This window comes from Hydrogenophaga sp. GW101-3F08, from assembly GCF_059424585.1.
On sequence record NZ_JBWKZP010000003.1, the window covers coordinates 506,853 to 527,511 of the forward strand.

21 protein-coding genes are annotated in these 20,659 nt (G+C 63.7%); 3 read left to right on the forward strand and 18 right to left on the reverse strand.

Annotated elements, in window-relative coordinates:
• The 5 genes from AC07YZ_RS11820 to AC07YZ_RS11840 form a co-directional block, all read right to left on the reverse strand.
• Complete coding sequence (locus AC07YZ_RS11820) at nucleotides 1-1,122, reverse strand: ABC transporter ATP-binding protein (RefSeq protein ID WP_494794862.1); 1,122 nt, start codon at nucleotides 1,120-1,122, stop codon at nucleotides 1-3.
• Nucleotides 1,123-1,125: 3 nt separating this feature from the next.
• On the reverse strand, nucleotides 1,126-2,190 hold the full coding sequence (locus tag AC07YZ_RS11825) for an extracellular solute-binding protein (RefSeq protein WP_226491216.1): 1,065 nt from the start codon (nucleotides 2,188-2,190) through the stop codon (nucleotides 1,126-1,128).
• 164 nt (nucleotides 2,191-2,354) lie between these two features.
• Nucleotides 2,355-2,837, reverse strand: a complete 483-nt coding sequence (locus tag AC07YZ_RS11830) for a hypothetical protein (protein ID WP_494794863.1) — start codon at nucleotides 2,835-2,837, stop codon at nucleotides 2,355-2,357.
• An 11-nt stretch (nucleotides 2,838-2,848) separates the two neighbouring features.
• Entirely contained in the window at nucleotides 2,849-3,667 is an 819-nt protein-coding gene (locus AC07YZ_RS11835; RefSeq protein ID WP_494794864.1) for a dioxygenase family protein, read from the reverse strand.
• A 146-nt stretch (nucleotides 3,668-3,813) separates the two neighbouring features.
• Nucleotides 3,814-4,293: a VOC family protein gene (locus tag AC07YZ_RS11840; RefSeq protein ID WP_494794865.1), complete on the reverse strand. Its 480-nt coding sequence runs from the start codon at nucleotides 4,291-4,293 to the stop codon at nucleotides 3,814-3,816.
• A gap of 357 nt (nucleotides 4,294-4,650) precedes the next feature.
• Between AC07YZ_RS11840 and AC07YZ_RS11845 the strand changes: the two genes are divergently transcribed.
• The 3 genes from AC07YZ_RS11845 to AC07YZ_RS11855 all read left to right on the forward strand — a co-directional run bounded on the left by AC07YZ_RS11845 (nucleotide 4,651) and on the right by AC07YZ_RS11855 (nucleotide 7,502).
• A complete protein-coding gene (locus tag AC07YZ_RS11845; RefSeq protein ID WP_494794901.1) occupies nucleotides 4,651-5,307 on the forward strand; it encodes a glutathione S-transferase family protein in 657 nt (218 codons plus the stop codon).
• A gap of 63 nt (nucleotides 5,308-5,370) precedes the next feature.
• Nucleotides 5,371-6,495: a tRNA 2-thiouridine(34) synthase MnmA gene (gene mnmA, locus AC07YZ_RS11850; RefSeq protein WP_494794866.1), complete on the forward strand. Its 1,125-nt coding sequence runs from the start codon at nucleotides 5,371-5,373 to the stop codon at nucleotides 6,493-6,495.
• 239 nt (nucleotides 6,496-6,734) lie between these two features.
• On the forward strand, nucleotides 6,735-7,502 hold the full coding sequence (locus AC07YZ_RS11855) for a DUF4395 domain-containing protein (protein WP_494794867.1): 768 nt from the start codon (nucleotides 6,735-6,737) through the stop codon (nucleotides 7,500-7,502).
• Nucleotides 7,503-7,562: 60 nt separating this feature from the next.
• On the opposite strand, the gene rffA is transcribed toward AC07YZ_RS11855, so the two are convergent.
• The 13 genes from rffA to ssb all read right to left on the reverse strand — a co-directional run bounded on the left by rffA (nucleotide 7,563) and on the right by ssb (nucleotide 20,651).
• Nucleotides 7,563-8,732, reverse strand: a complete 1,170-nt coding sequence (rffA, locus tag AC07YZ_RS11860) for a dTDP-4-amino-4,6-dideoxygalactose transaminase (RefSeq protein ID WP_494794868.1) — start codon at nucleotides 8,730-8,732, stop codon at nucleotides 7,563-7,565.
• Nucleotides 8,733-8,910: 178 nt separating this feature from the next.
• Nucleotides 8,911-10,950 (reverse strand): hypothetical protein, encoded by a 2,040-nt coding sequence (locus AC07YZ_RS11865; protein WP_494794869.1) that lies wholly within the window; start codon nucleotides 10,948-10,950, stop codon nucleotides 8,911-8,913.
• Nucleotides 10,951-10,993: 43 nt separating this feature from the next.
• A complete protein-coding gene (locus tag AC07YZ_RS11870; protein WP_494794870.1) occupies nucleotides 10,994-11,863 on the reverse strand; it encodes a class I SAM-dependent methyltransferase in 870 nt (289 codons plus the stop codon).
• Complete coding sequence (locus AC07YZ_RS11875) at nucleotides 11,860-12,294, reverse strand: GtrA family protein (RefSeq protein WP_494794871.1); 435 nt, start codon at nucleotides 12,292-12,294, stop codon at nucleotides 11,860-11,862. The genes AC07YZ_RS11870 and AC07YZ_RS11875 overlap by 4 nt, the downstream gene beginning before the upstream one ends.
• Nucleotides 12,287-13,207: a glycoside hydrolase family protein gene (locus AC07YZ_RS11880; protein ID WP_494794872.1), complete on the reverse strand. Its 921-nt coding sequence runs from the start codon at nucleotides 13,205-13,207 to the stop codon at nucleotides 12,287-12,289. The genes AC07YZ_RS11875 and AC07YZ_RS11880 overlap by 8 nt, the downstream gene beginning before the upstream one ends.
• Entirely contained in the window at nucleotides 13,204-13,869 is a 666-nt protein-coding gene (locus AC07YZ_RS11885; protein WP_494794873.1) for an acetyltransferase, read from the reverse strand. The genes AC07YZ_RS11880 and AC07YZ_RS11885 overlap by 4 nt, the downstream gene beginning before the upstream one ends.
• Nucleotides 13,866-14,504, reverse strand: coding sequence for a class I SAM-dependent methyltransferase (locus AC07YZ_RS11890; protein ID WP_494794874.1), 639 nt, complete (start codon nucleotides 14,502-14,504; stop codon nucleotides 13,866-13,868). The genes AC07YZ_RS11885 and AC07YZ_RS11890 overlap by 4 nt, the downstream gene beginning before the upstream one ends.
• The gene (locus tag AC07YZ_RS11895) at nucleotides 14,485-15,414 is read right to left on the reverse strand and encodes a glycosyltransferase family 2 protein (RefSeq protein ID WP_494794875.1); all 930 of its coding nucleotides are present in this window, start codon (nucleotides 15,412-15,414) and stop codon (nucleotides 14,485-14,487) included. Before AC07YZ_RS11895 ends, AC07YZ_RS11890 begins: the two co-directional genes overlap by 20 nt.
• A complete protein-coding gene (locus AC07YZ_RS11900; protein WP_494794876.1) occupies nucleotides 15,411-16,103 on the reverse strand; it encodes a WbqC family protein in 693 nt (230 codons plus the stop codon). Before AC07YZ_RS11900 ends, AC07YZ_RS11895 begins: the two co-directional genes overlap by 4 nt.
• The gene (locus AC07YZ_RS11905; RefSeq protein ID WP_494794877.1) at nucleotides 16,100-17,671 is read right to left on the reverse strand and encodes a hypothetical protein; all 1,572 of its coding nucleotides are present in this window, start codon (nucleotides 17,669-17,671) and stop codon (nucleotides 16,100-16,102) included. The genes AC07YZ_RS11900 and AC07YZ_RS11905 overlap by 4 nt, the downstream gene beginning before the upstream one ends.
• 297 nt (nucleotides 17,672-17,968) lie before the next feature.
• A complete protein-coding gene (petA, locus tag AC07YZ_RS11910) occupies nucleotides 17,969-18,586 on the reverse strand; it encodes a ubiquinol-cytochrome c reductase iron-sulfur subunit (protein ID WP_226491209.1) in 618 nt (205 codons plus the stop codon).
• Between the two features lie 101 nt (nucleotides 18,587-18,687).
• The gene (locus AC07YZ_RS11915; protein ID WP_494794878.1) at nucleotides 18,688-20,025 is read right to left on the reverse strand and encodes a DUF3422 family protein; all 1,338 of its coding nucleotides are present in this window, start codon (nucleotides 20,023-20,025) and stop codon (nucleotides 18,688-18,690) included.
• 122 nt (nucleotides 20,026-20,147) lie between these two features.
• Nucleotides 20,148-20,651 (reverse strand): single-stranded DNA-binding protein, encoded by a 504-nt coding sequence (gene ssb, locus AC07YZ_RS11920; protein WP_226491135.1) that lies wholly within the window; start codon nucleotides 20,649-20,651, stop codon nucleotides 20,148-20,150.
• Between the last annotated feature and the right edge of the window lie 8 nt (nucleotides 20,652-20,659).

Consider the following 20,659-nt stretch of genomic DNA (forward strand, 5'->3'; position numbering starts at 1 on the left):
TCAGGCCGCAAAGCACCAGGCCTGTGCGGGCTGGTAGGCGAAATGCACCGTTTCACCGTGCTGCAGATCGGCCAGGCGGCCGGTGAGGGGCAGCGCGATGTGCAGCGGCGTCTGGCTCCGGTCTTCGAGCACCTGCACGGTGGAGTTGCCGCCATCGAACAACACGCTCTGCACGCCGGCGCTCCAGGCGGGAGCGCCCTCGGGCAGCTCGCGCGGGCTGCGCCCGATCTCGATGGCTTCGGGCCGGATGAACACGGTGGCCGACTGGCCCACATCCAGCGTGCCCACACGCTGCGACCACAGGCCCATGCCACTGGCCGTGCGCAGCAGCACCTGCTCGCCGTTGCGCGATTCGATGGTCCCCTCGAAGCGGTTGTTGTTGCCCACGAAGCCCGCCACGAACGCGGTCTGCGGCTGGTAATACAGCTGCTGCGGCGTGCCCAGCTGCTCGAAGCGGCCGTGGTTCATCACGGCGACCTGGTCGGACATGACCAGCGCTTCCGACTGGTCGTGCGTGATGTAGACGAAGGTGGTTCCGACCTCGGCCTGCAGTTGTTTGAGCTCCACCTTCATGTGCTCGCGCAGCTTGAGGTCGAGCGCGCCCAGCGGTTCGTCGAGCAGCAGCAGCGCGGGCTCCAGCACCAGCGAGCGCGCGATGGCCACGCGCTGCTTCTGCCCGCCCGAAAGCTGGTCGATGCGCTTGCCTTCGCTGCCGGGCAGGCCCACGCGCTGGAGCATGTCGGTCACCTTGGCCTTGGCGGCGGCGCCCTTGATGCCGCGGCGCTCCAGGCCATAGGCGATGTTCTCGCCCACGCTCATCATGGGGAACAGCGCGAGGTGCTGGAACACCATGTTGACCGGGCGCCGGTTGGGCGCCACGCCGCGCATGGACGCGCCCTTGATCACGATGTCGCCGGCATCGGGGGCGATGAAGCCCGCCACCATGCGCAGCAGCGTGGTCTTGCCGCAGCCCGAGGGGCCGAGGATGGAGAAGAACGAGCCCCGCCGCACGGAAAAGCTCAGGTCATCCACCGCCGCAAACGCGCCATAGCGTTTGCGCACGGCCTGGATGTCGAGATCGTGCGTGGCGGAGCCGCCCGCGGCCGGTGTCGGCACCGCCACGGCTTACTGAGCGGCCTTGACGCGGTCGAGCACGCGGCCTTCGATGTCCTCGATGCCGGCCGGCACGGCCGGGTACCACTTGATGTTCTTCAGCGCGGCTTCGGGGAAGCTGTCGGCGAACTGTTTCTTGAGCACCGGGTCCATCATCTGGTCGGCGCCCTTGCTGGCGGTGAAGTTGCCGGCCGAGGACGCCACCTTGGCGGCGATCTCGGGGCGCATGTTGAAGTTGATCCAGGCGTAGGCGGCGGCGTCGTTCTTGCCTTTGGCGGGGATGGCGAAGGTGTCCACCCAGCCCAGCGCGCCCGACTTCGGCGCGATGAATTTCACGTCGGGGTTGGCCTTGTTGAGCTCCCAGCCGCCGGTGTCCCACATCATGGCCGTGGTGAGTTCACCCGAGCGGATGCCGGCGAGCAACTGGTCCTTGCCGTCCCAGTAGAACTTCACGTTCTTCTTGCACTCGGTGAGCTTCTTGCCCATGTCGTCCATCAGCGCGCTGTAGGCCTTGGCGTCGCCGTAGAGGGCAAACGGGTCCTTGCCGGAGGCGAAGGCCATGGCGATCAGCGTCGGGCGCTTCAGGCGCATGCTGACCTTGCCGGCGTTTTCGGCCGCGCACAGGTCGGCGTAATCGGCGGCCTTGGAGGTCTTGGTGTTGACCACCAGACCGTCGGTGCCCCAGATGTGCGGCAGGCCGTAGACCTTGCCGCCGACCGTGGTGTTTTTCTTGGTCGCATCGAGCATGGACGGGATGAACAGATCGGCCTTGATCTTCGAAAGATCCAGCGGCTTGTAGATCTTGAACTCGGTCTGCGGGCCGGCGATGCGGTCCTGGCTGGGCTGGGCGAGGTCGAAGCCGGCGCCCGCGGTGGCGCGCAGCTTGGAGATCATCTCTTCGTTGTTGGAGGTGGTCACCTCGACCTTGAAACCGGTTTCCTTGGTGAACTGCTCCATCACGTCCTTGGGCACATAACCGCCCCAGGTCAGCAGGCGCAGGGTTTTCTCTTGCGCCTGGGCGCCGCCGGCGGCCAACACCAGTGTGGCCAGAACGAGGGTGGACAACTTGTTCTTCATGGAGGAACTCGCTTTCAGAGTGGGTGTGTGACAGATCGGAACAGAAAGACGCCCGCGAGCTTTGCCGCGGGCGCCCGCCGGATTTGCAGCACGCAGAATCCGGTAAAGGCCAGAATAAGTCAAGGCTGTGAAAGTGGTGTGACAGGCGCACGCCGCGCCGCCGCTCAGCCGGCGAGGTGCACGGCGTCAAAGCCCAGGTGGTGCATGAACTCGCGCAGGATCAGCACCAGGGCGTCGCCCGCGGGGTCGTCGAAGCCCGTGCCGCGCGCCGACACAGCCCCAACGGCGCGCGCCGCCAGCGCCTGGTACCACCGCTCGACCGTGTCCAGCGAAATGGCCTCATGATCCACCCCCCGAATGGCTCCATCCCGTCGCAAGGGCGCCACTGCGCCACGGGCCAGCGACAGCCGGGCACCGGCCGGCACGCGGCGGTGCAGCCCTTCGATCTGGTCTTCCACCACTTGAATGGCCTGCTCGATCGCCCACGGCGACGGGCCGCCGCCCGGCCCGCTCATGGGCCACAAGGTGGTCAGCCCGATGGGCAAGGTGAAACGTTCGTCGTCCGCGCCCGGGCGCTGCAGCAAGACACCGGTTTCCCGTGCGCCGACGTCCAGCCGCAGGGTGGTTGACGTGGCGGGCTGTGACATGGCGGCCCGCTTCAGGCCGCCAGCGCAGCGGCAGCCGCGTCGGGCACCGCACCGAACAGGTACGCGTCCATGGACAACACGCCGTGGGTGATGCCGCCGTCGATGCGCGTGGCCGGCGCTTCGGCGCCCGCCGCACCGGCGGCCACCATCAGCGGCCACAGGTGTTCGGCCGTGGGGTGGGCGCGCTGCGCGTGGGGCGCCACCGCCATAGTCTGCTGCAGGCGCGCGTGGTCGTGCTGACCCAGGGTCTGCTGGATCCAGGCGACGAACTCAGCCGCGTAGGTTTCCGCGCGGGCGTCGGGTGCGTCGAAGCGCACTTCGTGGAGGTTGTGGGTCAGGCTGCCCGAGCCGATGATCAACACGCCCTCCTCGGCCAGCGGCGCCAGCGCCTGCCCAAAGGCGTAGGCGCGCGCGCCGTCCAGCCGCGCCGGCAGCGACACCTGAAACACCGGCACATCGGCCTGCGGGAACAGGTACAGCAGCGGCACCCAGGCGCCGTGGTCCAGCCCCTGCTGCGGGGCCGCCTCGACCGCCCAGCCCGCGGCGCGCAGCACCTCGACGGCCCGCTGCGCCACCGCTGGCGCACCCGGCGCGGGGTATTGCAACTGGTAGAGCGCCGGCGGGAAACCACCGAAATCGTGCACGGTCTGCGGCGCGGCGCTGGTGGACACGCGCGGCTCGCGCGTCATCCAGTGCGGCGAGACCACCAGCACGGCCTTCGGGCGCGGCAACGTCTTGCTCAAAACGGTGAGCGCCGGGCCGGCCAGGCCGGGTTCGATGGCGAAGGTGGGTGAGCCGTGGGAGATGAAGAGCGTGGGCAGTCGGGGCATCCTGGTCTTTCGCAGAGCCACCGGGCGGTGGCGATGGCTCAGACTTTAGGACGCAGGCCCGGCGCGTGGGTTCTAGCCGTTTGCAGGTTGGCGTCAAATTTGTTGATGGAGGCACGCCTCGGCATGGCGGTCGGCATCGGCACGCGTCAGCCGCGTCGGGCCGCTTCGATCGCGGCGATGTCGATCTTTCTCATCTCCATCATGGCTTCGAACGAGCGCTTGGCCGCCGCCGGATCGGGATCGGCGATCGCGGCCGTCAAGGCGCGGGGGGTGATCTGCCACGACAGCCCCCATTTGTCCTTGCACCAGCCGCACGCGCTTTCCTGACCACCGTTGCCGACAATCGCGTTCCACAAGCGGTCCGTTTCGGCCTGATCGTCGGTCGCGACCTGGAACGAGAACGCTTCGCTGTGCTTGAACGCCGGGCCCCCGTTCAGGCCGAGGCAAGGGATACCCATCACCGTGAACTCCACCGTCAGGACATCGCCCTGCTTGCCCGAGGGATAGTCGCCCGGCGCACGATAGACCGCGCCCACCGCGCTGTCCGGAAAGGTTTCGGCATAGAAGCTCGCGGCATCCAGCGCGGTGCCGTCGTACCAGAGACAAATCGCGTTCTTGCTGGTCATCCGGGTTCTCCTGAGATGAAACACCCCCGCCGCGCTGCGCGCACTCCCTCACGGGGTGGCCCGGCGGCGCCCTGGGCTGGACCGTGTCATGCGTTGCGGGGGCGCTTCGACGCCATGGAAAACTGCCCTGGGGCAGCGCTCAGGGGCGACCTTACGCCACGGCGCCGATCCGATGAAGCCGTACCCACGATTGGAATCGGGTCATGCCCCGGCCTGGGCTTTCACGGCACCCACGACGGAAACCGCCCCCGTTGTCGATTCCGGCCCGTCTCGAACGTCGGGTCAGTGGGCGGCCAGATGGCGTTGCCGGCGCTCCACCAGATACCCAGCCAAGGAGAAACTGCCATGACCTTTCCAATGACCCCCACCATCACCGCCTTTGAACGGTCGCCCGATCGTGGCAAGGGACTCGCGCGCGACATGCGCGTTCGCTGGGCGCTTGAAGAAGCGGGCCAAGCCTACGAGGTTCGTCTGGTTTCCTTCGGCGCCATGAAGGAGACCGCGCATCGCGCGCTTCATCCGTTCGGGCAGATCCCGACCTACGAAGAAGGCGATCTTGTCCTCTTCGAATCGGGGGCGATCGTGTTCCATGTTGCGCAACGCCACGCAGGCCTGCTGCCTGACGATGCGAATGCCCGGGCGCGCGCGATCACATGGATGTTTGCCGCGCTCAACACGGTTGAGCCGCCGATCCTTGAACTCCAGAACGCCAGACTCCTGGAGGGCGACAAGCCCTGGTCCGAACAGCGCCTGCCGCTCGTCGAGGGCCGCGTCCGCATTCGGCTGGGCGAACTTTCCGCTCGCCTGGGGCGTGCCGACTGGCTCGATGGTGGATTCAGCGCGGGCGACCTGATGATGGTGGCGGTGCTGCTCAGGTTGAAACCATCGGGAATGCTGGACGACTACCCGAACCTTTGCGCCTACGTGGCCCGCGGGGAAGCGCGCCCTGCCTACCAGCGCGCTTTCGACGCCCAACGGGCGGTTTTCACCGGCAAACCACCGACCGGCCGATGAAGGCCGGCGCTGGGCCATGTCGACCGCGCCCAGGGCCTGGTACACGGCTGGGATAATCCCCGGATGGCAAACAAACAGCGTGTGGTGGTGGGTTTGAGCGGGGGCGTGGACTCCGCGGTGAGCGCGCACCTGCTCAAGCAGCAGGGCTACGAGGTCATCGGCATCTTCATGAAGAACTGGGAGGACGACGACAACAGCGAATACTGTTCGTCCAACATCGACTTCGTGGACGCCGCCTCGGTGGCCGACGTGCTGGGCATCGAGATCGAACACGTCAATTTCGCCGCCGAGTACAAGGACCGCGTGTTCGCAGAGTTCCTGCGCGAGTACTCGGCCGGCCGCACGCCCAACCCCGACATCCTGTGCAACGCCGAGATCAAGTTCAAGGCCTTCCTGGACCACGCCATGCGCCTGGGCGCCGAGAAGATCGCGACAGGGCATTACGCCCGCGTGCGGCTGAACGCGGCGACCGGAAAACACGAGCTGCTCAAGGGACTGGACCCGCTGAAGGACCAAAGCTACTTTCTGCACCGCCTGAACCAGGCGCAACTGAGCAAGACGCTGTTTCCGGTGGGCGAGCTGCCCAAGACCGAGGTGCGCCGCATCGCCGCAGAAATCGGCCTGCCCAACGCGAAGAAAAAGGACAGCACCGGCATCTGCTTCATCGGCGAGCGGCCGTTCCGCGATTTCCTGAACCGCTACATCGCCAAGGAACCGGGGCCGATCAAGGACCCGAACGGCCGCACCATCGGGAAACACGTGGGCCTGTCGTTCTACACGCTGGGCCAGCGCCAGGGCCTGGGGATCGGAGGGATCCGTGAAAAAGGCGCGCAGAAGGGCGGCAACGAGCACGAGCCCTGGTTCGTCGCGCGCAAGGACATGAAAAAGAACATCCTCTGGGTGGTGCAGGGCCACGACCACCCCTGGTTGCTCTCGCCCAGCCTGCGCGCCGAAGACCTGAGCTGGGTCGCGGGCGAGGCGCCGCAGGTCGCAGACATCGCGGCCAAGACGCGCTACCGCCAGGCCGACGCACCCTGCACGCTGCAAACCGACGCCACCGGCATCACGCTGCATTTCACCGAGCCGCAATGGGCGGTGACGCCCGGCCAGAGCGCCGTGCTGTACGACGGCGAAGTCTGCCTGGGCGGCGGTGTGATCACGACCGAGGCAGCCAACGCGCCCGCCTGAGCCGCGGTCGGCCTTTGCGGCGCAGCAGCCGCGTCGGGCTGATCGAGTGCCAGGGCGTCAGTGAGCGCCCGCTTTCCAGCAAGCTCAAAGCATTGGCTGGGATCCGCTGTCAAAAGCACAGGAACCGTTCGGGATGGAACCCCTCCGGCATGCATGGCGGATCGGGCACCGAGGGAATTTCCCCACGACACGGGACTCGGACCTCGATACCATAACCATCCGAATATTCGGAGGCAACTATGAATAACCTGTTCCAGTTTGGCGAAACCGTGGACGGCTACCCGGTGCGCGTGGTCAACGAGCGCACGGTGCGCGCCGCCGCTGGCCTGCTGTTCTTCCCCGCCGTGGTGTCCTTCATGAACGCCCTGCTCACGGCCAACTACCAGCCCACGCGCCTGTTCGTGATCGTGTTCCTGATCGACATGACGCTGCGCATGCTCACCCCGCGCTGGGCGCCCAGCATGATCGTGGGCGGCTGGATCGTGCGCCACCAGACGCCCGAATGGGTGGGCGCGCCGCAAAAGCGCTTCGCCTGGGGCCTGGGCCTGCTGCTGGGCATCGCCATGCTGTACCTGATGGTGCTCAACCGCTTCATGGGCCCGGTGAACATGCTGGTCTGCGCCAGCTGCCTGACGCTGATGTTCTTCGAGACCGCCTTCGGCATCTGCCTGGGCTGCAAGCTCTACAACGTCTTCAACCGCGAGAAAGCGCAGCTCTGCCCCGGCGGCGTGTGCGAGGTGCCGGCCCGGCGCCCAGGCTGGGGCATCGCCCTGCCCCAGGCGGTCGTGCTGGTGCTGTTCGTGGGCGCCCTCACGCTGGCCAAGGGCTGGGTGGACGAGACCGGCCCGCTGGGTGGCTTTGACGACATGGCGACGCTGGAGGACATGGGGCTCAAGCCTACGCCTGGCCAGGCAAGCACGGCCGACGCCGAACGCTGCCAGGTGTCCGCCTTCGCCAAAGCCATCGGCCTCGAAGCGACCTGGAAGCGGCACAACGGGTGTGGCTGACCCCCAACATCTCATCGATCGTGATCGGGTGTGGGGGCTTGTCGAGCGCCGGACCCGCACTCAGCCTGAACGCTTCCGGGCCGATCCATCGGCCACTCCCTGCAGGACCGCCACCACCCGGTCTTGTTGCGCGTCGGACAAACCCACCCAAAGCGGCAGTCGGACCAGCCGCTCGGACTGCCGCACGGTCACATCCAGGCTGCCGTGCGCCCGACCGTATCGCCGGCCAGCCGGCGAAGCATGCAGCGGAACATAATGAAACACCGAGGAGATGCCGTTTTGCTTGAACTCCTGCAGCACGGTCTGACGATCCATTTCCGGCGCCAACAGCACGTAATACATGTGGGCGTTGTGGCGACATTCGTCGGGCACGATGGGACGCCGCAGAATGCCCCTGGCTTCGAGCGGCGCCAGGAGATCGTGGTAGCGCTGCCAGCTGGCCAAACGCTGATGGGTGATGCGATCCGCCTCTTCGAGCTGCGCCCACAGAAAGGCCGCAATCAACTCTCCGGGAAGGAACGATGAACCCACTTCCTGCCAAGTGTATTTGTCCACCTCTCCCCGGAAAAAGCGGCTGCGATCGGTCCCCTTCTCGCGTATGACTTCTGCACGCAATGCCAAAGCAGGATTATTGACCAGCAAGGCCCCCCCCTCGCCGGAGATCACGTTTTTCGTTTCATGAAAGCTGAAGGCCCCCAGATCGCCGATGCTGCCCAATGCGCGGCCCTTGTAGGTGGACATGACCCCCTGGGCGGCATCCTCGACGAGCCTCACATCATGGCGCTTGGCCACGTCCAGGATGGTGTCCATCTCGCAGGCAACCCCCGCGTAATGCACCGGAACAATCGCCCGCGTGCGCGGCGTGATGGCCGACTCCACCAGCGTCTCGTCCAGATTCAACGTGTCTTCCCGAATATCGACAAACACCGGAACACCTCCGCGCAACACAAAGGCGTTGGCCGTGGAGACAAAGGTGTACGACGGCATGATGACTTCATCGCCAGGCTGGATATCCAGCAACAAGGCCGCCATTTCCAACGCCGCTGTACATGAATGGGTGAGCAGCCCCTTATGGCATCCGGTCCGCTGCTCCAGCCAGCCGTGACAGCGCTTGGTGAATGGCCCATCACCGGCCAGACTGCCATTGAAATGGGCCTCGGCGATGTAATAGAGCTCCTTGCCTGTCATATGAGGCCAGTTGAACGGGACGGTGGTGTTCATCTTTTTCATGCGCTTTCCAAGGCTTTGTGTCGATGTGCCTGCCAGGACCTGACGCCCACCAGCAGGAGCAATAGAAACCAAAATGCGTGCGCAATCCACGCGTGGCGAGCAAAAGGCTTGAATTCCAGCCGCACCCGAAGCGTCTCCGGGGGCAACATCACCCCTTGGAATACGCCGTTGATTTCCGTCATTTGAGCCGGGCGCCACCCTTTGAGGGTGTACGCGCGCGCGCGCGCCAGTCGCGATGGAATTTTTGGCTCAACAACAGCACGGAGGGGATCGAGGGCTTGACCTCGAACTCCAGGACGTCCCCCTGATCCAGCAGCTTGTCGGGCGCATGGCGCGGCAGGCTCCGCGGATCGGGGATGCGCCACGCGTTCGCCCCCTCATCCAGCCCCGGAGGAAACACCTGCAAGGCCTCACCCATGCGAGACACCACCTTGTAAAGGCGCACGCCGGAGATCTCGCCCACCGGCGCGAGATTGTCGTGCGCCAGAGAGCCAGGCGACAGGATCAGGCCGATATTGCTCATCCAGAACAGGGCGTCACCGTAGTCGGGTGCGATGGCACCGTTCCAGCGGCCATAGGTTTGAACCTGTCCACCCAGTGCCTGGATGAAGCGGTGGTACCGGGTGGGTGACAGGCTGTTGTAGCTGTGCACCGACGCCAGACCCAACGCGGCGTTCAGGTTGGGCGGCAGCACCGACACCCCCGGCTCCACAACCGCATAACGCGAACCGGGCGGCAGATGGTCTCGAACCTTGTCAACCAGCAGGGAGGACGTGACGATCTGTGCCGGGTCTTGCTTCAGCATCAATGGATACGAGGTCATGGCGATGACGGATGCCATGGCCAACATCACCAAGACGGGACGAAATCTCACGTATTGCGAGACCAGCAAGGCGGCGACCGCCAGCATGCCGGCCACCACGCCCCAACGGATGGAGAGCTGCTGCGCAGCGCCATAGGCCACACCGGATGCGATCACGGCCAGTGTCACGGCACCCGCCACCAGGACGGCGCGCGAGCGCGGGCCATGAGGGCGTTGTTTGGCCAGCGCGTCCACCCCGAACGCGGTGATCACGGTCAATGGCAGCAGGACGCTGCCCAGCGGGGTGCTGCGCGACAGATGGAACCCCAGGTGCTGGACACCGAACGCGTAGAGCGGGTGAACAAACGCCAGCAGGCACAGAATCACCACGGCCAGCCACCAGCCCCAGGTGGCCCTGAGCCTGGTCAGAAGCGCCACGACAGCAAAGAACACCACCACCGGCGTCACGCTGAGTCCGTCGTAGGCAAAAGGATACGACGGCGCCACCGGGCGACCGAACAGCTCAGGCACGGTGCCCAACACCACCAGGCGCGTCAGGTCGGCCAGGCCGTTGAGCGTGGGCAAAACGACCGTGAAAAAGGCGGGATCGGGCGCGACGCGCGCCGATTCCGAGGCCCGAAAGGCCAGGTCCCGGTACACAGGCAAAGACAACGCGGCCCCAACCAACAAGGCGGAGACGGCCAACGCCATGAAGGTCAGCACCGCACCCCGGCCATTGCGGGCCAGCCGATGCACCAGGTAAACGCCGTACCCACCCAGCAGATAGGCCTGAAAGACCACGGGCTGAGGGTAAGCCGTCATCAACAGGCTGTAGCCGCTGAAGGCCAGCACGCCCCAGCCCACGAGGTCCGGGCGTCTGGCCAAGCGGGTGACCGACCACAGGGCTCCGGCCGACCAACACCACACCGCCGGGAACATGGGAAACGTCAGCCAGTACATGAACAGCGGAGAGGTGGCCAGGCTGGTGCCGGCCACCAGCCCGGCGACAGGTGCCAGACCCCGCTCCCTGGCAAACAGCAGGACAAACAACCCGGCCATGAAACAGAAACTCAGCGACAACGTGGTCAAGAACCGCCACGGTTGATCGACCAGTTTGGCGATGATCCAGGATGGAGGGTAGGCCGCCCCAAAGCCCCAGATCTGGTAGAGGGGCCGTCCCAGCTCGGTGTTTTTCGTCCACAAAGCCAACCATCCCGATCGGGCTGCCGTCAAATGCTCGGTGATTTCAGGAATATAGGCGTTCGAATAATCACTGAATTTTCTGTTTTCGAGAGACAGAAGGTCTGACGCCGGAGCGGCCTCCACACCCATCTCCAGGCCTTGCCGGTGGGGCGCCACAACAAAAGACCAGAACCCCGAAAACAGAATTGCAATGACCGCCACGTAGCCAATCAAGGCCTTTTTGTAGGAATTTATCAAGCGCATGTGAGGGGCCGAGCTATCGCTTGGCGGCAACGATCAGCCGGGATCCCCCCACCGGATAATTCAGTCCCCACCGGATACCCGCCAACTCGATCTTCATGGCGGCGTAGAAAATCTGGTTGAGGATCACATGGACATTCAGCTCAGCGGCGGGATCAAACGCCGTGGGTCGGCGCTTCTGAAGCGCTCGCGACAACACCATGGCGGGCAGCAGCGAGGTGACAAAGGAGGTGCTTCTGAGCAGCGAAAAGCCCGCCGCCCGAACCTTGGCTTCAATGTCGGAACGGGTGTATCGGCGCACGTGGCAGGCGTACTCGTCGGACGCGCTCCACAACCAGGGGTGCTGGGGCACGGAGAGCAGCAAGATCCCGCCCGGCTTCAATGCCTTGTGGAGTTGAGCCAGAACCGCCTCATCCTCCGCAATGTGTTCAAGCACATCAAAGGCCCCCACCGCATCAAACTCCTCCACGAACGGAACATGGCGTGCGTCCATCTGCATGAACCGCGCAGAGGGCACCCGCTGGGCCGCGTGGGACAACCCGGCCAGAAAAATCTCACTGCCACTCAGGGCCATCCCGGGATGCGCCCCGGCAATCCCGGACAGCACAAAACCCGTGCCGCAGCCGACCTCGAGAAAATGTTGGGCATCAGGGCTGTAGCGACGCAGCGCCCACAGAATCAATGCGTTGCGCGCCTTGAACCAGAAGTTCGCGGACTCCGACCGGGCCAGTTCAGCAAAGTACTCGGGCTTGAATCCACCGCCCCCATGGGCCATCTCTGCGGCGTGGGCTTCGACACCATTCAGCCTGGCGGGCCCGTACCCACACACGGGACACGTCCAGCCGTCCGACGAAAAAACACGATGGCACCGAAGGCAGGCTTTCATGACCGAACGACTCCCTGGTCCGCTGCCGGGGGCGCAAACACGAAATAGCGAGACAAGGCAAACAGGACCAACGCCACAACCACAATGGCCACCGCCTGGACGATCTGGTGGGGAAAGCCCAACCAGTCGACAAACAGCACCAGCAACAACAGATTCAGGAGATAGCCCGACAGTTGCGCCACCAGGTAGCGCAGCCCCGCCGCCCCGATCTGGCCGCGGTGGCGAAAAGTCAATCGACGGTTGGCAAAGAAACCGGCCAATGCCCCGATGGAATACAGTGCGGTCATGGTCAATTTTGGGGCGTCCCAGAGATACGTCAAAAGTAGGTACAGCAGATAGCCGATCAGATTGGTGAACAGGCCAATCACTGCGTAACGGAACAGCTGCTGAACGACAGCGCCTCGCCCCGCCTGTTGGTGTGCGTCAGGCATTCAGAACCGCCAAACCAAAGCCCGTTCGCCCATAACCATTGCCGTTGTAGAGCATGTACCGTTGACCCTTGTGGTCAAAGACGTAGGGGTATTCAATCATTTCGGCATCCCAGCCGTTGTCCGAAATGGAAATGCCAGCGCTATTGAGATCGAGCGTCCAGTGAATACCGTCATCACTTCTGGCATACCCGATGCGGTAGCTTTCGCCGGAACCGCTGCGATAGGAAAACCACATCTCCAGATCGCCGCGCCCGTTCCTCACCACGGTCGGCCGTGAAAAAGCCTGCGCGTGCCCGAGCGCGTGAGGCACCTCCCCACCAGTCCGCGTCCACTGATGACCGTCGTCGGAACGGGCGTGCCGAAGGGTGTGCAGCATCTCCCCGTTGCCCGCGTCCCACGTGCGCGTGGACCCGTACCACATATCGAAGCCTCTCACCCCACTGCGAAGCACCCAGGGATACGACAAACTGATCGGATCGGTAGCGTCGCCGCCCATGAAGGGCCCGACGCCATCCAGCCGGAGGGTAAGGTCGGGGTCCACAACCAGACGACCGATGTCCCCGCGCCAATGACCGCCCGCGGGTGCCTGCCATCCCATGAACAGCATGTACCGGACACCGCCCGCTTCGTAACAATTGCCAATGCTGACGCCATCAGCGAAAAAGCTCCCGGCCGGCCCGTGCTCGAAGAAGGGGTGGTGGTGATCCGTGACCACTTCGCGCCGAACGATGTCGATATCAACCGCTCCCACGGACGAGCGGTTGGTATCGTCGCGACCGCTGTAAAACACCCGGTAGACATCTCCCTGCAGGTGTACGGGCAAGGGGTTCGCGGCGTGGGTGGCCAGCTTGGGGTGCCGGCCGCTTGCTGCGGGGACGTACAGCCGACCCAGTTTGGTCCAGGCGGTGCTCATATGCCCCTCAGCCGGCTGCTTGGCACCTTTGAGCGCTCCGTGGCGGCCCCGATATAGACGCCTTCGGCCGCTGCGTCCGCCAACAACAGAGCGCCAGCACCCACCACACACCGGTCCCCGACCTTGATGTGATCCCTTAGCGTCGCGTTCACCCCCACAAAACATTGCTCGCCGATGTCCACCCCGCCGGACACCACGACATGGGACGCCATGAAGGTATGGTCACGGATGACCGAGTGGTGACCAATATGGTTGCCGCTCCACAGGGAGACGTTGTGGCCGATCCTCACAAACGGCTGGATCGTGTTGTCTTCCAGAATGAAACAGTTGTCTCCGATGAGCCCGTTGTTGAGCACCGTTGCGCGAGAGCTGATGTAGCTGACAAGCTGGTAGCCCTTTTCTTTCGCCGCCAGAAATTTGTCTTTCCGTATGGCATTGAGTTTCGAATAACTCAGGGCCACGAAAAAATCGTATCGATCAGGGGGATACCGGTGGGCCACCTCTTCAAAGGCCACCACAGGTAAGCCACAGAACTCATTCGCCTGAATATGGCTCGCGTCCACGGTGAATGCAGCGACCTCATGCTCCGTATCGGAATGAAAATAATAATGAGCCAGCTGGGCAATATCGCCCGCACCGAATATCACCAGCGGTTTTTTCATTGCATCTTCCTCACCAGGATCGAAAACTCATACAACCCGTAGTCGTGAAGCAGGGCCACCTGACGAGAATAGCGGCGCTTGCACAAATCAAAAATCCGACACGGGTCGGCGTAATACAGATAATCGCGCTTCTTGTCCTCATCGGAATAGGAGGTCAGACAATTGAAGGCGAACCCCATGCGGCTGGTTCGGTCCAGAACATCCAGGGTGGATTGAAGATAGTCAAACCACTCCGCGTCCGTCCGCTTCAGACGAACATTGAAAATGCCGCTGGCCACACCATAATCACCGATCGCATCGGGTGCTGCAGCCGTGATGAATCGGGCACGGCCGGGTGATGGGTGACGGGCCTCTGCGGCCTGTGTCATCTGCGCCGAGACATCCACCCCAAGGTATGAACACGAGGGGTACCGTTTCGAGAGAAAGTCAAACAGCGCACCATAACCACAGCCCAGATCGTTCAGAGAAAAGCCGGGTGCATCAGAGGCAATGATCTTGCACAGCTGCTCAAACCGGACGAACTGGCTTTCTTCACCGTTCCAGTCCACGCCTCGGGGGGTGTCGCCATATTCCGCCAGTTTGTCGGAATAGTAACTGGCCACGTCATTGAGCAGCTCAGTCTGGTTGCTTGGCATAAATCTTCCTAACGATGGTGTACGGCCGCTGTTTGGTTTCCGAGAATATTTTCGACAGATAAATGCCCACCACCCCGATAAAGGATATCACCATACCCCCAAGGAGCCAGATGGATGCCATCACCGAGGTCCATCCACTCAATGGCCTTGCAAGGACGAGCCAATGCACGACAAGGTAGGCGATGTACATCAAAGCAAACAACGAAATCGAAACCCCGATGTAAAATATACCAACCAATGGGGCATTGCTGAATGACGTCACCGAATTGACCAGCAAGGCCATTTTGCGGCGGAAGGTGTAAGTGGTTTCGCTGGTTTTGTGCTTTTTGATGGGGTGAGGACGCTGGTCAAACCCGGTGGTATGCCACAGTCCCGCCATGAACACCTCACGCTCTTCGTGACGCAAAAGCGCATCCACATACCGGCGGGTCATCAACCGGGCGGTGACGATATTTTCTGGCAATGCCAAACCCGTCAGTGCCTTGAAAAAGCGATAGAACCAGCGGCCGCTCCAGCGCTCGAACCAATCGCCCTTTCGGGACTCCTGGACGCCGTACACCACGTCACAGCCCTCCCGGTTCATCTGCGCGTCGAAGTTCAGCAGCCACTCGGGCTCTTCTTCGAGATCGCTGTCGATCAGAAAGACGCGAGCACCTTTCGCATGGGCCAAACCCGTCATCATGGCCTTGTGGTGGCCGAAATTGCGTGACAGGTCGACCACGACGACATGGGCGTCGCTTTCGGCCAGCCGAATTACCCGCTCCAAACTCGTATCGGGTGAGCCGTCGTTGACGAAAACGATTTCATGGTCTTCTCCCACCAGATGCCGCGCCGCCGCACTGACTCTCCGATAGAACTCATCGATGTACGGAGCGGATTGGTAGAGCGTGGCGACAACCGAAAGCTTCATGCGACATACCTCATGTAACGAGGAGCGTCCTTGCCACAATTGAACAACAGGTCCAAGACGGTGACGCCGTGTGAAAAATCGCCCCACAGTTGCGGGTACTCGGGGTATCCGGCGTAGTCGAACCAGGTGAGCCGAATCCCCAGATTCGAAAAGATCGTTTCGTCCACATAGTCTTTGGCCGCAGGGCCCGAAATGTACTCAGTCGCACCGGCCTGCACACAGAGATCCGCGAGCCGTTCGGTTTTTCCATCGACCATCGTGTAATCCCATGAATGGGTGATCGCCGTCTGGACGCCCAGATAGCGGCAGACGGCTTCGATGAAACGGTGGTTCATTCGAGACAGATGGGTGAAGGTTTCCTCGAGATAGAGGGGCTTCAGCCATTCAGCAATGTCCGAGAAATGGGGCGCACGACGATAGTTCTGCTCCAGCGCCTTCCAATGCGCCGCCGCCCAGTCGACACCGTCTATCTCGGTGTCGCGGATTTTCTGATGGTATTTTCCCTTCACCAGCACGGGAACCGTCAGCCACTGAACGCCTTGCGGGGTCTTGATCTGGTTTCGGTTGCGCCAGTCGCGTCGCGTGTACTGCATATCGTCGTAGAGGATGAACTCGTCGACGGAGGCAATCAGGTCAAAGTAGCCCTTCCACGGAATGTAGTTGGACTGAAGGATGGCGACCTTTTTCATTTTCCCGCACTTCTCGCTTTGTATATTTGATAAGCCGGACTACCAGAGTGCGGCATCGATTCAAAATTACTCAAGATATATTCATAAATCAACGGATGTGTCTTTTGGAATCGCAAATCCTGACGCCCATCAAGTGGAATATCCACTACAAATGCAAATCTCGGATTTGATTTTCGAATGCGGTCGATTTCCTTTTTCTCGAAATCACCGGAGCGGGGGAAAAGCGCATAGATCTCCCACATCGGTGACGGGCGCTCCAGCAACGCGTACGCACCTGGCCAGAAAGGGACCGCCAGAAACGTCCGTCCGTCGGGGGAAAATTGCTCGGCAAGTTGACGCAGCAACGCCACATCGCTCGCCGTGCCGGGATCGATCTGGAGTGTGTCCCCGGAAATGTCAACCTCGACGCACGCCGTGGGTTCGATGCATTGCCAGCCTGGGTGAGACGCATGCACCACGCCCCAGCTGGCGGCACACAGGGCGAGGGCCAGCGGCCATTGGACCCATGCCCGCGCGGTGGACAACATCACCAGGCATCCGACCAGCAGCGGGAAGATGCCTTGTGCGAGATGCCCGAGATCGGCGCGTGAAAACGCGTAGTGCGCGTAGGGAAGTGCCAGGAATGCGGACGCGACCAACGCCGGCGCCACGGGTTGGCCTTTCCCTTTCCATTGGCGGTACACCACCCACAGCACAGACATTCCACCAAAGGCCAGCACGCCCATGAAGAACAGTCCGGTCAGCACGCCACGAACCGCTTCGTCGACAGAGACCGTGGAAAAAGCGACTGTCCACGGCCAAGGCACGGGCAACGGCAAATTCGTGGCTTTTTGCTCAAACAAGAGACGTATGCTTTCCCAGAAAGCCCTGGCGAAATCCGGGATCAGAAGTCCCATGAAAACAATCGGGAGAAAACCGATCAGGATCCCCGCTCCCCACAGCACGATGCCCTTCAAGAACTGGAGCCCCAAGGGTTTGTTCAAGGACAGCCAGGCGATGACACCCAGGCTCGCGACGGCACCGTACACGCCGTGATTGCGCCCGAAAACGGCGACCAACCCCAGGCAAACGCCGGCGATCAGATGGTTTTGTGCGGTGGGATGTTTGACGAGAACGGTCAGAACGCCCATCAGCAGCATCGACAACGAGATATCAAACAGCTTGTGTCGCGGAAACATCCAGAGCACAAGGATCGCGGCCGACACCATCCAGAAAAGGAACCGGTCTGTGCGCTCACTTTTCCCCGACCGCGCAATCAGCAACATGCCCGTGAACAGCCCCAGCACCTGAAACACGGCCACGGCCGCCCGCACGCCCATGATGCCGTTGTCGCCCGCCACACGCAGAAAAGCCGCAGACCAGTAATAGCGCCCAGGATCGTAGGCCATGAAATCACGGATCGGCACTTCGCCCAGCAACACCCGCTGGACGCCGTACCAAAGAAACCCTTCGTCCCAAAGGCTGAATCCTTTATTTCCCTGCCATGCGAAGGACAACGAAACCACAAGGCATGAAATCAACAGGATTTTTAAGGGAAGGTATTCATTTTTTCGTGATTCTGGGTTCATGCTGACGGTTGGTGTGAGGACGGCTGAGCGCACCCGAGGATATCGGTGCACCCGCTCTTGATCCATTCTCCCACCGACTTCACCCGGTACGGCACCGGCCAAGGGCATTGATGAGTCCCCACACGGCGTTTTCGGTCTGCGCCAGGATCGGCTGCAAGCGCTGGTGCAGATACTCCTGTTGCACCGCACGTCGGACACGGGATGGTTTCTGGACTTGGTCCAGCACCACCCTCAACTGGATCGAAAGGGAGCTTGATCGGCACGCTTTCTGAGCCGCTCACCACCGGCCACGACAGCTCAGGCCTGGCCATCCTCACCGATCAACAAACGGTTGTCGGCCAGGAACCGGTAGGGCGGCACTTCCAGGTTGCTGGGGGCCGGCTTGTTGCGGAACACCCGACCGGCGTAATCGAAGGTCGAGCCGTGGCAGGGGCAGAAGAAACCGCCCTTCCAGCCGGCCGGCAGGCTCGGGTTGTCCGAACTGGCGGGCTGGTTGGTCGGGGAGCAACCCAGGTGGGTGCAGATGCCCACCACCACCAGCACCTCGGGCTTCACGGAGCGCACGTTGTTGGCGGCGTAGGGGGGCTGCTGCTCGCGTTCCGACGCCGGGTCGGCCAGATCGGCCGTCTGTTCGAGCGCGGCCAGCATGTCGGGCGTGCGCCGCAGGATCCACACCGGCTTGCCCCGCCATTCCACCGTCTTCAGGCCGCCGGGGGCGACGTCGCTGATGTCGACCTCGACCGGCGCGCCCTGCGCCTTGGCGCGCTCGCTGGGCGCGAAATTGGCCACGAATGGCACGGCCACGCCCACCGTGGCCACGCCACCGAGCGAGGTGGCGAGCCGCAGCCAGGTGCGGCGCTCGGCGTCGTGTCCGGCCGCATCGGGGGCCAGCGAAGGAAAGGTGTGGGTGCTCATGGCGCGCTCCTGTGGGTTGAAGGCGTGCGGCACCGGCCAGCGGCCAGCGCCGCGCCAGCGTTGGAGCCGGCGCGCCGTCGATGGTTCAGGCCGCAGTGGCCTCAGTGCCCCGCGTGCAGCTTCTCGTGGATGCGCTTGGTGGTGCGCCACACCGCCCACAGCACCAGCGGGATCAAGGCCCCGGCGGCCATCTCGGGGTTGATCGGCAGGCCCGCGGCCTTGCCGGCCTTGCCCAGGTAGAGCAGCAGGCTGATCACGTAGTACGAGATCGCCGCGATGGACAGGCCTTCCACCGTGCTCTGCAGCCGCAGCTGCAGTTCCTGCCCTTTGGTGAGCTTGGCCAGCAGTTGCTGGTTCTGCTCTTCGGTGGCGATGTCCACCCGGGTGCGCAGCAGCGCGCTGGTGCGGGTGACGCGTTCGGAGAGCGAGGCCAGGCGCTGCGCCGTGGCGGCCACGGTGGCCATGGCCGGCGAGAGCCGGCGCTGCATGAACTCGCCCAGGGTCTGCGTGCCCTGGATGGGCCGTTCGCGCAGTTCGGCGATGCGCTGGGCCACCAGGGTGTCGTAGGCGCGGGTGGCCGAGAAGCGGTAGATGTTTTCGGCCGTGGCGCGCTCCACGCCGCCGGCCAGCGAGACCAGGGTGTCGAGCAGCGCCTGGTCGGACGCGCTCTTGTTCTGCAGCTGGGCCGTGATGTCGGCCAGCTGCCGCTCGGAGGCCGCGAGCAGCGGGGCGAGCTGCTTGACCACGGGCAGGGCGCGCAGGGCCATGAGGCGGTAGGTTTCGAGCTCGAACAGCCGCGAGACGATGCGCCCGGCGCGCGTTTCGGAGGTGTCCTCGGGCGCGATCACCAGCATGCGCTCGAAGCCGCCGGGCCGCAGCCAGAAGTCGGTCACGGCCACCGAGTGGCCGTTGTTGCCCATGAGCGACGCCACCACGGTGTGCTCGCCCAGCCAGGTGCGGGCCTGCGCCAGCCCGTCGCTCAGCGGGTGGAGCTCGCCGACCACCATGGCGAGCTGGATGGCGGCGAAGGTGCGCCCGGGAATGGTCTGCAGCCAGCCTGGGGGCGTGGCGATGTGCGAGAGCAGGTCGGGCTCGCGGGTGCCCAGGCCGCAGCCCTCGGGCAGCGCCTGCACGATGGAGTAGCGGGTGAACTCGGTGTGGCGCTCCCACTTGAGCGTGTAGCCCGGCAGGCGCAGCCGCAGGAAGTTGCCCTGCAGGTCGTCCACGGTGAGCGCGTCCTGCCCGGGCAGCCGGCGCAGCTGTTCACACTCCTGTTCGCGCGTCACGTCCTCGTTGAAGACCGCCACGTAGGTGACCAGCGTGGGCAGGCGGATGCGCGCGGGCGGGCGCGCGTGCACCTCGTTGTGCAGCAGCTCGCGCTGCGGGTCGCTGGCGGGCAGGCGGTGGGGGGTGGCGGCGCCGGTGGAGGTGGTGTCCATGGGGCCCGATTGTGCCGGCTGTGCCGCGCACCGCCACGGCAAAAAAAACCCGCCGGACCGGGGGTCGGGCGGGTGCAAGGCCACGTCCTTGGGGATCGACGTGGCATCAGGGATCGGGAAAATCAGAACGGAATGTCGTCGTCCATGTCGTCGAAACCGCTGGCCGGGCGGGCGGCAGCGGGCGCCGGGGCCGGGCGGGCCGCGGGCGGTGCCTGGCGCGGCGCGGCGGCCGGGCGCGAATAACCGCCGCTGCCACCACCACCGCCTTCGTCGCCCCCGCCCATGCCTTCGCGGCCGCCGAGCAGCTGCATTTCGGTGGCGATGATGTCCACGGTGTTCTTTTCCACGCCGGTGGCCTTGTCGACGTAGGTGCCGTATTTCAGGCGGCCCTCGACATAGATCGGACGGCCCTTCTTCACGTATTCACCGGCGATCTCGGCCAGGCGGTCGTAGAAGGTGACGCGGTGCCACTGGGTGTCTTCGATCATCTCGCCACTGTTCTTGTCCTTGCGGCGGCTGGAGGTGGCCACGCTCACGTTGGCCACGGCCTGGCCCGAGGGCAGGTAACGGATTTCGGGGTCGCGGCCGCAGTTGCCGACGAGGATGACTTTGTTGACGGATGCCATGTGTGTGC

Excerpts from the sequence above, each read along its gene's own strand:
- AC07YZ_RS11825 (WP_226491216.1), bottom strand. The coding sequence starts at position 2,190 with ATGAAGAACAAGTTGTCCACCCTCGTTCTGGCCACACTGGTGTTGGCC.
- AC07YZ_RS11830 (WP_494794863.1), bottom strand. The coding sequence starts at position 2,837 with ATGTCACAGCCCGCCACGTCAACCACCCTGCGGCTGGACGTCGGCGCA.
- AC07YZ_RS11835 (WP_494794864.1), bottom strand. The coding sequence starts at position 3,667 with ATGCCCCGACTGCCCACGCTCTTCATCTCCCACGGCTCACCCACCTTC.
- AC07YZ_RS11840 (WP_494794865.1), bottom strand. The coding sequence starts at position 4,293 with ATGACCAGCAAGAACGCGATTTGTCTCTGGTACGACGGCACCGCGCTG.
- AC07YZ_RS11845 (WP_494794901.1), top strand. The coding sequence starts at position 4,651 with ATGACCCCCACCATCACCGCCTTTGAACGGTCGCCCGATCGTGGCAAG.
- mnmA (WP_494794866.1), top strand. The coding sequence starts at position 5,371 with ATGGCAAACAAACAGCGTGTGGTGGTGGGTTTGAGCGGGGGCGTGGAC.
- AC07YZ_RS11855 (WP_494794867.1), top strand. The coding sequence starts at position 6,735 with ATGAATAACCTGTTCCAGTTTGGCGAAACCGTGGACGGCTACCCGGTG.
- rffA (WP_494794868.1), bottom strand. The coding sequence starts at position 8,732 with ATGAAAAAGATGAACACCACCGTCCCGTTCAACTGGCCTCATATGACA.
- AC07YZ_RS11870 (WP_494794870.1), bottom strand. The coding sequence starts at position 11,863 with ATGAAAGCCTGCCTTCGGTGCCATCGTGTTTTTTCGTCGGACGGCTGG.
- AC07YZ_RS11875 (WP_494794871.1), bottom strand. The coding sequence starts at position 12,294 with ATGCCTGACGCACACCAACAGGCGGGGCGAGGCGCTGTCGTTCAGCAG.
- AC07YZ_RS11880 (WP_494794872.1), bottom strand. The coding sequence starts at position 13,207 with ATGAGCACCGCCTGGACCAAACTGGGTCGGCTGTACGTCCCCGCAGCA.
- AC07YZ_RS11885 (WP_494794873.1), bottom strand. The coding sequence starts at position 13,869 with ATGAAAAAACCGCTGGTGATATTCGGTGCGGGCGATATTGCCCAGCTG.
- AC07YZ_RS11890 (WP_494794874.1), bottom strand. The coding sequence starts at position 14,504 with ATGCCAAGCAACCAGACTGAGCTGCTCAATGACGTGGCCAGTTACTAT.
- AC07YZ_RS11895 (WP_494794875.1), bottom strand. The coding sequence starts at position 15,414 with ATGAAGCTTTCGGTTGTCGCCACGCTCTACCAATCCGCTCCGTACATC.
- AC07YZ_RS11900 (WP_494794876.1), bottom strand. The coding sequence starts at position 16,103 with ATGAAAAAGGTCGCCATCCTTCAGTCCAACTACATTCCGTGGAAGGGC.
- AC07YZ_RS11905 (WP_494794877.1), bottom strand. The coding sequence starts at position 17,671 with ATGAACCCAGAATCACGAAAAAATGAATACCTTCCCTTAAAAATCCTG.
- petA (WP_226491209.1), bottom strand. The coding sequence starts at position 18,586 with ATGAGCACCCACACCTTTCCTTCGCTGGCCCCCGATGCGGCCGGACAC.
- AC07YZ_RS11915 (WP_494794878.1), bottom strand. The coding sequence starts at position 20,025 with ATGGACACCACCTCCACCGGCGCCGCCACCCCCCACCGCCTGCCCGCC.
- ssb (WP_226491135.1), bottom strand. The coding sequence starts at position 20,651 with ATGGCATCCGTCAACAAAGTCATCCTCGTCGGCAACTGCGGCCGCGAC.